This is a genomic window from Spirochaetota bacterium, assembly GCA_040756435.1.
GTDB lineage: Bacteria > Spirochaetota > UBA4802 > UBA4802 > UB4802 > UBA4802.
The window spans coordinates 44,967-56,418 of record JBFLZD010000011.1 but is presented as its reverse complement, the minus strand read 5'-3'; the positions used below and the strand labels follow the sequence as shown (position 1 = coordinate 56,418).

11 protein-coding genes are annotated in these 11,452 nt (G+C 36.2%); 9 read left to right on the top strand and 2 right to left on the bottom strand.

Features of this window, described 5'->3' with window-relative positions; translation table 11 throughout:
- Positions 1 to 31: 31 nt before the first annotated feature.
- The 4 genes from AB1444_05025 to AB1444_05010 are packed head-to-tail and all read left to right on the top strand — an operon-like array spanning position 32 to position 3,908.
- On the top strand, positions 32 to 1,489 hold the full coding sequence (locus tag AB1444_05025) for a methyl-accepting chemotaxis protein (protein ID MEW6526017.1): 1,458 nt from the start codon (positions 32 to 34) through the stop codon (positions 1,487 to 1,489).
- Between the two features lie 6 nt (positions 1,490 to 1,495).
- Complete coding sequence (locus AB1444_05020) at positions 1,496 to 2,323, top strand: CheR family methyltransferase (GenBank protein MEW6526016.1); 828 nt, start codon at positions 1,496 to 1,498, stop codon at positions 2,321 to 2,323.
- An 8-nt stretch (positions 2,324 to 2,331) separates the two neighbouring features.
- The gene (locus AB1444_05015; GenBank protein ID MEW6526015.1) at positions 2,332 to 2,829 is read left to right on the top strand and encodes a chemotaxis protein CheD; all 498 of its coding nucleotides are present in this window, start codon (positions 2,332 to 2,334) and stop codon (positions 2,827 to 2,829) included.
- An 11-nt stretch (positions 2,830 to 2,840) separates the two neighbouring features.
- Positions 2,841 to 3,908: a chemotaxis response regulator protein-glutamate methylesterase gene (locus AB1444_05010; protein MEW6526014.1), complete on the top strand. Its 1,068-nt coding sequence runs from the start codon at positions 2,841 to 2,843 to the stop codon at positions 3,906 to 3,908.
- Positions 3,909 to 3,931: 23 nt separating this feature from the next.
- Here AB1444_05010 and AB1444_05005 read toward each other — a convergent pair whose 3' ends face one another.
- Both AB1444_05005 and rsmI read right to left on the bottom strand, forming a co-directional pair.
- Positions 3,932 to 5,134 carry an ATP-binding protein gene (locus AB1444_05005; GenBank protein MEW6526013.1) on the bottom strand — a complete coding sequence of 401 codons (1,203 nt, stop codon included), beginning with the start codon at positions 5,132 to 5,134 and terminating at the stop codon, positions 3,932 to 3,934.
- A gap of 50 nt (positions 5,135 to 5,184) precedes the next feature.
- Complete coding sequence (gene rsmI / locus AB1444_05000; GenBank protein MEW6526012.1) at positions 5,185 to 5,874, bottom strand: 16S rRNA (cytidine(1402)-2'-O)-methyltransferase; 690 nt, start codon at positions 5,872 to 5,874, stop codon at positions 5,185 to 5,187.
- Between the two features lie 139 nt (positions 5,875 to 6,013).
- Here rsmI and serC point away from each other — a divergent pair, with 139 nt between their 5' ends.
- From serC to AB1444_04975, 5 genes are all read left to right on the top strand, one after another.
- The gene (gene serC / locus AB1444_04995) at positions 6,014 to 7,099 is read left to right on the top strand and encodes a 3-phosphoserine/phosphohydroxythreonine transaminase (GenBank protein MEW6526011.1); all 1,086 of its coding nucleotides are present in this window, start codon (positions 6,014 to 6,016) and stop codon (positions 7,097 to 7,099) included.
- 2 nt (positions 7,100 to 7,101) lie between these two features.
- The gene (locus tag AB1444_04990) at positions 7,102 to 7,464 is read left to right on the top strand and encodes a phosphomannose isomerase type II C-terminal cupin domain (GenBank protein ID MEW6526010.1); all 363 of its coding nucleotides are present in this window, start codon (positions 7,102 to 7,104) and stop codon (positions 7,462 to 7,464) included.
- Positions 7,465 to 7,615: 151 nt separating this feature from the next.
- On the top strand, positions 7,616 to 8,542 hold the full coding sequence (locus AB1444_04985) for an ATP-binding cassette domain-containing protein (GenBank protein MEW6526009.1): 927 nt from the start codon (positions 7,616 to 7,618) through the stop codon (positions 8,540 to 8,542).
- A gap of 10 nt (positions 8,543 to 8,552) precedes the next feature.
- Positions 8,553 to 9,278: an ABC transporter permease subunit gene (locus tag AB1444_04980; GenBank protein ID MEW6526008.1), complete on the top strand. Its 726-nt coding sequence runs from the start codon at positions 8,553 to 8,555 to the stop codon at positions 9,276 to 9,278.
- Between the two features lie 2 nt (positions 9,279 to 9,280).
- On the top strand, positions 9,281 to 11,431 hold the full coding sequence (locus tag AB1444_04975) for a Gldg family protein (protein ID MEW6526007.1): 2,151 nt from the start codon (positions 9,281 to 9,283) through the stop codon (positions 11,429 to 11,431).
- Positions 11,432 to 11,452: the final 21 nt, after the last annotated feature.

Below are 11,452 nucleotides of genomic sequence, written 5' to 3'. Positions count from 1 at the left end.
TGTGAAATTTATATAAAAATAATGGTATTGCATGAATTTAGAAAAGATTGAGAGCATACTCTATTATACAATTATTGTGTGCCTTGTAATAAGTATTGGTATTGCTATACTATGCATAGTATATCCATTAAAACTGTTACTGTATATACTATTTGCAGGCAATAGTTTTCTATGTGTGCTTGTTTTTCTGCAATATACAATAAGCAGTAAAAGCAAAAAAAATATTGTTAGCACTATTAATAAAATAATAGAAACTGCTCATGCCAAAGCTATTAATGAAATTTTTGAGCTGGCTCATGACAAAATTAATGATATGAATAATACTATATGCTGTGAGGATGTTCAAAAACTTGTAACTGAAACAGATAGCACCATAAAAAATATTGAATTAAAATCTTCATTACCAGGTAAAATTAACAATGGTACAATATATGAATATTATGAATATATATATAAAGAAATAATCTGTGGTTTGTTGGTAATTATATATGAATACCATAGAAAATTAATATCATTATATCAACAATTAGAAACTTTATGCCCAACTAAATTACCCCTTTTAATAGCTGAAGAGTGGAATGAGTTTATTGATACCCGTTTTACATCATCTTTTGAACTTGTTAAAGATTCCATACAGTTATTGCAAAAGATACAGGCCGAGAGTATTGAGTATGTGCAGTATGTTCTTGAAATTTTAAAAGGCTTTAAAGATAAAAGAGCAGTGCAATATGACCAGATGATAGGCTTTTATGCAAAAATGCGCAATACCCAGGAATCCTTTGCACAATACCTTTCCACGGTAAGCCAGACATTCCAGTTTATAAAAGAAATAATGGTGCAGGTAGAAGAAATTACTGATAAAATAAATATACTTTCGCTTAATATGAGCATTGAGGCAAATAAGCTTACCGGCAATAATGTATTTGCAATTATTGCAAAGGAGTTACACACATTTTCAGAGCAAACTATCAAGTTTTTTGAGCCAATGAAAAAAACAATAGAACAAAATTTAAATACAATAGAAGAAAAAAAGAAAGAAGAACAGGATGCCCTTGCTCAAATTCAGGAATTTATAAATTTGTCAGAAAAGATGATTAAAGAATATGAAGAGAATATTGACCAGTTTACCAGATTAGTTGATAATGTTTCAAAAGCTTTAATTACGCAGGATGAAGGTGTAAAGGGGAATTTATTCAAGCAATTTGAGGATATACAGAAGCTGGTTATAATAAAGGAAGAGATGGATCACAGGGATAAATTTACAAATATTATGTTGCATAAAGTTAACAATACAATACAAAAACTAATACGTGAGCATAAAGTATGCCAGGGTGTTCAATGTGAATATCGCATAGATTCATTTAAACTACTAGAAAGCCTCATTACTACCGCAGATGAACGTGAATTTTTAAAGAAATTGTATAAAAAGTATTTGCATAAAGAATTGGATGAAGACGAGCACAAACAAGGTGATGTTATATTGTTTTGATATCCCATGAAAATGCATGATGCACATCTTTCGGATGAACTATTTAAAAAATTTGTAAATCTTTTTTATGAACTGGCAGGTATTTCACTAAAAGATTATAAAAAATACCTTGTTGAATACAGGTTATGTAAAGTAGTTGGTCCTGATAAAGAATTTAAAGATTACGAAAGCTTATACAGGGCATTATTGGATGATACAAAAGGCAATCTGCGTATTCAATTTGTTAACTTACTCACAACCAATTATACGTATTTTTTTAGGGAAGAATACCACTTTGAATTTGTGAAAGAATATATAAAAAATAACTATCATACACAGCAGTATATACGTTTATGGAGTGCAGGATGTTCCACAGGTGAAGAAGCATACAGCATGGCAATAGTATGTTATGAAGTGTTGGGTAAATTATTGCATACTTATGATATTAAAATTTTAGCAACCGATATATCGTTAAACGTACTTACTTTTGCCAATGAAGGAGTGTACCATTATTCTAAAATCCGTGGAAACATTGAGGATCATCTTTTAAAGCGATATTTTCATTTTGATAAGGTAAAAAAAACATTTACCGTAAAAGAAGAAATAAAAAATTTGGTACAGGTTAGATTCTTAAATTTAATGGATGATTATCCCTTTAATAAGTTATTTGATATTGTGTTTTTGCGTAATGTCCTCATTTATTTTGATAATACTGAAAAAGAAATCATATTATCAAAAATTTATGAATATGTAAAACCAGGTGGATATTTAATTTTAGGATTATCTGAAAGTTTGGTGGGAATACGGCATACATTTCACCAATTGCCACACTCTATATACCAGAAGGTTGAGTAGGAGAGTACATGGAAGAGTTGCAGGAATACTTTTTAAATCCAGGAGAGCTCATCTTTTCAAAAAGGCCAATAGTAATAAAGACAGTATTGGGTAGTTGCGTTGCAGTTGCAATTTATGATAAAACGCATAGATATGGAGGTATGTGTCATTATTTGTTACCCCAGGCACCCAGTGATGAGCAAAGCAGTACAAAGTATGGGGATGTTGCTATCTATGTGTTGTTGTATAAATTTTTGAAAGAAAATAACAGCAGACGTGAAGACTTAGTTGCCTCAATTTGTGGTGGTGCGTTTATCATATTTGATGAACGAGAAATATTTTTTATTGGTGATAAAAACGTTGATATTGCAACTACAATACTGAGGAAAGAAAAAATCTTAATTAAACAGATGTATACTGGGGGTGATCATGGAAAAAGGGTACATTTTAATACCCGGACAAATAAAATAATAGTACAAACATTAGAACAAATCACCATTGAGGATTTATACAATCCTAATTTTTGAAAGGTACAACTATGTTTGAAAGTGAAAGGATAAAAGTACTGGTAGTTGATGATTCTGCAATAGTTCGTGATATTATTGCATCAATAATTGAAAAGCAGGATGATATGGAGCTTGTTGGCACAGCCCCTGATCCGTTTATTGCACGGGATAAAATTGTACGCCTTAATCCCGATGTTATCACCCTTGATATTGAAATGCCACGTATGGACGGATTAACATTTCTTGAAAGATTGATGCAATATTATCCAATGCCTGTTATCATTGTAAGTTCCATTACTACCAACGATAAGTTTGCAGCAATAAAAGCGCTTGAGTTAGGCGCGTATGATATTGTTAATAAGCCAGGTGGCAGCTTATCGGTTGAAGAAGTTACCAATGAGATTCTATTAAAAATACGGAATGCCTATTTTAACCGAAATACTTTTTTAAAGAAGTGGAAAGAATTATCGCCAAAGCTTGTTAAAGAAAAAAAAGCAATTAAAAAACCTGTACTATCGCAGGTTATAACAACTGATAAAGTTATAGCTATTGGTGCTTCAACTGGAGGTACTGTTGCTATAGAATATATATTTGAACGCTTACCTCAACATCTACCGCCAATACTGGTTGTGCAACATATGCCGGTAAATTTTACCAATCAATTTGCGCAGCGTTTAAATGAAATATGCCAGCTAACCGTTAAAGAAGCAGAGGATGAAGAATTATTACAGGCTGGTACTGCATACATTGCTCCTGGCGGTATACATCTTGTAATAGAACGTAAAGGTGCGTCGTTATATGCAATGTATAATGATGGTGAAAGAGTAAATTTTCAAAAACCTGCTGCCGATGTATTGTTTAAATCTATGGCAAAAGTAGCAGGGAAAAATGCGTTAGGAATACTACTCACAGGTATGGGCAAGGATGGTGCTGCAGGGCTGCTTGAAATGAAAAACGCAGGTGCCCATACAATTGCACAGGATGAGGCAACATCAATTGTGTGGGGTATGCCCCGTGCGGCGGTTGAGATGGGTGCTGCAGTAGAGGTATTATCCCTTGATGATATTGTAAAAGCCATAATTGCATTTGCACAAACATAGCTTTGTTGTATGAGCGGTTTATGTTAAGAGCCTTGTGGACAAATAGCGTTTTCAAATTCCTCTAAAAATTTCATATAATGCATAAATTGTACATCGTTCATAATAAATTTTTCATTTGTCTGGCATAATACAGTTGCATTGCTATGTACTTGTGGAAGGGCTTCTTTGTGTGCATGTAATAATTTTTGTAATTTTTTTGCAAAAACAGGTTTTGGTGTAGCGGTATACTTTATTTCAACAAGGAAAATTTTATTATTATATAAATCTTCTATTATACAATCAATTTCATTTCCTGAATTATCTCTATAGTAGAATAAACCTACATTTTTGTTATAGTGGGATATTATTTTTTTTAATTCAGCCATTATATAATTTTCAAAAATAGGCCCTGCTAAAGGCCCATTTTGTAAAAATTCCTGCGTATGAATACCTGTTAAATAGCATATAAGCCCGGTGTCATAAAAATATATCTTTGGCCTTTTCACAATTCTTTTACCAAGATTGTAATGGGAGGGAGGTATGGTAAAAACTATGAAGCTAGCTTCAAGTACTGAAATCCAGGATTTAATGGTCTTAACGGTAACACCAATATCGCTGGCAATTTTATTCATGTTAAGTTCCTGTGCGGTATGAGCAGCCAAAAGCCATAGCAACCGCTCAAAGTCTTTTAAATTTCCTATGTTAAATAAAGTACGTACATCGCGTTCAATATAGTTGGTAATATATGCACCATACCATTCGTGTACACCATAATAGTGGCGCACTACGTTTTCAGGGTAGCTTCCAAATATAATCTGTTGGTTGTGAAGAGATTGTGGCATTTCAGAAAATTGAAATGGCAGCAGTGTTAATAGCCCAATTCTTCCTGCTAATGATTCTGTTATATTTTTAAGCATAGTAAATTGACTTGATCCGGTAAGTATAAAGTTTCCATATGAGGACCGATTTTCATCTATACGCATTTTAAGATAATTGAAAATTTCTGGGACCTTTTGCACTTCATCAAAAATTACACGGTTGTTAAATTCATTCATAAACCCTCTTGGGTCTTCAGTAAAACGCTCACGCATAAAAGGGTCGTCAAAAGTGACATATCGATATTGTTTGCCAAATTGGTGCTGTAACATGGTGGATTTTCCAGATTGGCGGGGACCACACACTGCAACTGCAGGAAAAATATTAAGGAATTTAGCAAGTGTTTTTTCTAATTTTCTATAATAATACATACATTAAGAATATATTTACATTTTTATACTGTCAAGATAAAATTGTAAAATTAGTTAGTTTTTTCACCATGATTATACACAGCCACTACAAACTCTCCCTTTTGTGTTAACGTTTTAGCAATTGAATCAACATCTCCTGCCTTGCAATAAATAAATTCCTCAAAATGTTTGGTCATTTCCCTGCCAATGAAAATTTTAGCCTGTGGCATTACTTCGGCAATAGCGTGCAATAATTTTATGATGCGGTAAGGGGATTCGTACAAAACAATAATAGCATCAAGGTGCGATAGTTCCTGTAACTGGCTTTTTCGCCTGCCTTCCTTTTTGCTTAAAAAACCTGCAAAGTAAAATTGCGTTGCAGGGAAACCACACACTGAAATAATAGCTGTGACCGCCGAAGCCCCTGGAATAGGAATTACAGGAATATTGTGCTTGCGTGCCAGCGCTACCAGTTGCCCACCTGGATCAGACACTCCCGGTGTACCAGAATCAGTGAGATATGCAATTGTTTTGCCTGACTCTAATTCCACAATAATGCTCTGTAGCCTTGCCTTGCTTGAATGGGTATGCAGTGAGCGTGTGGGTACATGTATATCATAATTAGCAAGAAGCTTTGCTGTTTGTCGTGTGTCTTCGCAATAGACTATATCAGTTTCATCTTTCAGGATACGTAAAGCTCGTAATGTAATATCTTCCATATTGCCAATGGGTGTTGCAACAATATACAGTTTTCCTGACATGGGATAGCCCCTCTGGATTTATTTGCTTGATTTTTTACAACAGTATCATATCAATAGCATTTTTATCAAGTAGAATGTGATAATTATAAATAATAACCTCTTTTTGAATAGTTATACTTCTATAAGGAGAATAGAATACATGGCACGTATCTATAATTTTTCATCAGGGCCTTCAATGTTACCGTTGCCAGCACTGGAAGAAGCAAGCAGGGAGCTTGTTGATTATAAGAACACAGGCATGTCTCTTATTGAAATGAGCCACCGTGGCAAAATATATGATGAGGTACATAATGAGGCCATAGTACTTATTAAAGAGATTTTACAGGTACCGGATGATTACTATATTCTTTTCATACAGGGTGGTGCTACTTTCCAATTTGGTATGATTCCTATAGCATTCCTTGGCCCTGGTAAAATTGCGGATTTTGTGGTAACGGGGACCTGGGCAAGGAAAGCCATTGAAGATGCAAAACTCATTGGCAATCCTCGGGTTATCTGGGATGGGGCTTCTGAAAAATATCGACGTATTCCAGACCAGAGTGAGTTAGAGTATACACCAGGTGCTGAGTATGTGCATATTTGTTCCAATGAAACCATTGATGGCATACAGTGGCAACAGATGCCCGGTACCGGTAATATACCATTAATTGTTGACATGTCATCGGATATCATGTCAAGGCCAGTGGAGTGGGATAAGGTAAGCATGCTGTTTGCAGGCACTCAGAAGAATTTGGCACCGGCAGGTATGGCACTGGTTATTATGAAAAAAGAACTTGTAGAAAAAGCAAGAAAAGATGTGCCAGCGTATTTACGGTATGACCTGCACGCAAAAGAAAATTCACTGTATAATACACCGCCAACGTTTACCGTGTGGATGACAACACTTACACTCAGGTGGACTAAATCAATTGGGGGACTATCGGTAATTGAAAAGCGCCGTGACGAAAAAGCTGCAATGCTTTACAATGCTATTGATTCAAGCAATGGGTACTATAATTGCCCCGTTGATAAACATAGCCGCTCAAAGATGAATATAGTATGGCGTATGCAAAATGAACAACTTGAAGATAAGTTTGTGAAAGAGGCAGAAAAGGAGGGCTTGAGTGGATTAAAGGGGCACCGCTCGGTAGGTGGATTACGAGCATCTCTCTACAATGCAATGCCCGTTGAAGGTGTTAAGGCACTGGTAGATTTTATGAATCACTTTATGCAGAGGAATGGATAATTATGGATGATAGAGCAATATATTCTGATCACCGGCCCTGGGGCTTTTATGAGGTACTATCGGACACAGAAACCCATAAGGTTAAACGTATAACGGTATACCCAAAAAAACGATTAAGCCTGCAGCGCCATAAAAAGCGAAAAGAACACTGGTTTTTTGTGTCTGGTCAGGGCGTGGTTACTCTTGATAAACATGAAATTGATGTTGCCCCAGGAGTAAGTGTGGATATAGATTACAATATGCTACACAGAGTGGAAAATACGGGAACACAAAACTTAGTGTACATTGAAGTTCAGCTTGGTGAATACTTTGGTGAAGATGATATAGAGCGCATTGAAGATGATTATGGCAGAGCACAAAGATAATATGTAACATTTTCATCATTTGTTTTCCATATTTATATTGTCACATCAATAATATATATTGTATTATATTGAAAGTATTTTCATAGCAATAGTTTGGAATGAAAAATAACGACAAATTCACAATCCTATTTTTTAAGGAGGATAGCGGTACATGATAAGCGTACGGAATCTGGTAAAGCATTATGGTGACGTTAAGGCTGTTGATGGTATTTCATTCACAATCAGAAAAGGTGAGATAACTGGTTTGTTGGGGCCAAATGGTGCAGGCAAAACTACTACATTGCGCATCCTCACTGGCTACTTGCAGCCAACCAGTGGAATGGTAAGCGTGGATGAGTTTCTAGTTAATGAAAATCCTATAGAAATAAAAAAGCGTATAGGATATTTGCCCGAATCTGCACCATTATATCCCGATATGATGGTATATGACTTTCTCCACTTTATGGCTGAAATCAGGCAAATTTATGATAAAGAAAAAATAAAAGATGTTGCCATTCAGTGTGGCATAACCGAAGTAATACATAAAAATATTAATGAGCTTTCTAAAGGATATAAGCAGCGCGTGGGATTGGCGCAGGCTATATTGCATGATCCTGACATACTTATACTGGATGAACCAACCAACGGCCTTGATCCAAACCAGATAGTTGAAATCCGTGACCTTATTAAAGATCTGGGAAAGGAAAAAACAGTGATACTGTCAACCCATATATTGCAGGAAGTGGAAGCTACCTGTAATCGCGTGATAATCATTGATAAGGGTGCGATAGTAGCTGATGATTCAACCACTGAGCTTAAAAGTGCCCGGGGTAAGGACATTCGTATAAATTGTGTCATTGGCGGGACTACATTTGAAGTAATACAGAATGCTTTGAAAAACATATCAGGAGTAAAAAACGTACAGCATGTACGTGATGAAGGCCAGTTATGCCATGTTCAGATTTTAACTGGAGCTGACGTTGATTTGCGCCCAGCTGTATTCAATTGTATAAAAGACAGTGGCTGGACATTGTATGAAATGAACAGGGAATACAGAAGCCTGGAGCATGTATTCCGCGAACTAACCGTAGGTATGTAAGGAGGAATGTATGGAGCAATTTAAAGAGATAATGAAAGGCGCAAAGCTTATTGCAAAAAAGGAACTATCAGGATATTTTTCAACGCCAATAGGATATATTGTAATTTCTGTGTTCCTGGTTATAGCAGGGTTTCTTTTCTTTTCAACATTCTTTTTATATGGACAGGCTGAACTAAGGGCTTATTTTGAACTGCTGCCGCTTTTATTTGCTTTTGTGATACCGGCAATCACCATGCGCCTTTTTGCTGAGGAACGCAATACCGGTTCATTTGAGATGCTTATGACGCTGCCGCTTTCAACAATACAGGTGGTTGCAGGAAAAATATTGGCCGCAACACTGTTTGCATCAATTATGATATCACCAACACTGGTCTATGCGGTCTCGGTTGCATTTGTTGGCTCTCCTGATATTGGTCCCGTTATTGGTGGTTATTTGGGTGCGGTGCTTCTTGCTGCTGCGTATGCTTCAATTGGTGTTTTTGCATCATCAATGACTAAAAACCAGATTGTTGCGTTTATCATAGGGTTTGCCATTTGCATAGTACTATCGCTTATAACAAAATTTTTATACTTTATTTCACCTAAATTGGTTTCACTGTTTGAATACATCAGTGCTGACTACCATTTCCAGAACATTGCCCGTGGTGTGGTGGATTCGCGAAATATCATATATTTTGCTTCGGTAATTGTTATTAGTTCAATGGCAAGCATATATCAGCTGGAGGTGAAAAGATAATTATGGATAAAAGAAAATTTGTTACTGTGATGCAAAACCTAAAAGGTACCATTACAACTATATATACACAGGTAGTACAGAAAATTAAAGAGCACACTAAATCGGGTGATAGTGAAACCCAAAAGAGCTATTCGCAGTTTATACTGTATGGTGTGATTATTGTTTTAATCAATTTAGTTGGGCTTACGGTATATTTCAGGGTTGACCTGACTAAGAATAGTGTCTATTCGCTTTCACCAATAAGTAAAGAGGTAGTGTCATCACTGGAAGAACCATTAACCATTAAGATATTTTTTAATAAGGATCTTCCCGCGCCATATAACGCTGTATACCGCTATCTTCAGGACCTGATGGTAGAATATGATAATGCAGGCAATAGATATTTTCACTATGAGTTTATTGATGTTGAAAAGCAAAAGGATGCTGCCTCTGATTTTGGTATTTATCCGGTGCAGATTAGGGAAATACGTAATGATCAGGTCAAATTCCGAAATGCTTTTATGGGTCTGGCCATAATTCATGGTGACTTAATAGAAAAAATTGATTCAATCACTGAACCAGAAGGACTGGAGTACCGTATAACAACACTAATAAAAAAGATGAATGGCAAGATTGATTCATTGCTTAAACTGAAAAACCCTATAACAGTTACCTTATATGCTAGTAGTAACCTGCCAATTCCGGGTATGCAGAATTTAAATGAGCGGGTATATACTGAAGTTCAGAAGTGTAATATACGCAATTACAATAAAATACAGTATCGTTATATTGACCCATTACAAAATCCACAGGGGAGTACACTGGCTCAGATGTATGGTTTGCCAATGTTACGGTGGCCACGGTTTACTACCATGGAAGGCAGGACTGTTGAACCAGGTGAAGGCATGGTTGGCATTGTAGTGGAGTACAACAATAAATTTGAAACGGTACAGATTCTATCACGCTCAATCTTTGGACAGTATTCAGTTGGGGATTTGACCCGCCTTGAAGATACACTGAATGCAGCCATTGACAATCTTATCAGCATCAACCCAAAAGTAGGGTATATTATAGGTCACGGTGAGCGTGACATCAATGATGAGCAGAATGGTGCAGCACAATTCAGGAAGATGATTGGTGACATGTATGATCTGATAACTATAGATATTACCAAAGATGAAATACCAAATGATATTGCAACCATCATTATCAATGGACCTCGTTCAATGTTCAGTGAATATGAGTTGTATAAAATTGATCAGTTTTTGATGCGTGGTGGTAGTGCTGTAATGCTACTTGATTCATATGTGGAGCAGCAAATGCAGGGTATGCAGATGTTCCAGCGACCCCCTCAGGCATTACCAGTATTTACCGGCCTTGAAGGGATGCTTGCCCATTATGGAGTCAAGATTGGCCGTGATATAGTGATGGATAAGCAGTGTTTCATTGCTCAGCAACGAGGATTGGGTGAGTTAACAATATACTTTGCACCAATGATTTCTGAGGAAGGCTTGTCCAAAGAAAATGAAATCACTCAATATTTAAAAAAGATAGTATTTTTAAAAGCTTCTTCCATTTCAGTTGATGAAACACTGCTCAAGGAAAATAAAGCTTCTGTACAATATCTTGTAAAATCATCACCGTACAGCTGGCTTCAGCAGGGTAATATCAGCTTTATGCCGTGGGGTGCAAATCCGCCGCAAGATTCAAGCCTCAAGCAATATAACTTAGCAGTACTGGTGCAGGGAAATTTAAAAAGCTACTTTGCCGATAAGCAGCCCACCATTGATGTAAAATCTAAAGAAGCAAAAGGCAAAGACTATGTTCAAGAAGAAGCTTTAAAACAAAGTGTAAAGCCAGTAAAACTATTTGTAGCAGGAACGTCAGAAATAACAGGACGTAACATTATTGATGAAGAAGGAAAATCGCCCAATGCAGTGTTCATGCACAACGTGATTGATTATTTGCAGGGCAACTATGCCATTCCACAGATGCGAAGCAAGGGCCTATCGTTCAATCCAATTAAAGAAACGTCTGATACTGCAAAGAGTATTATAAAGGGTATAAACATTGCTGGATTGCCTCTATTGGTAATTCTTTTTGGGTTACTGTATATATGGCGTCGTAACATTCGCCGCAAGCGCATTGAAGAACAATTTTCCAGTATGAGATAATTCAGTAAAGAGGTGTAGGTA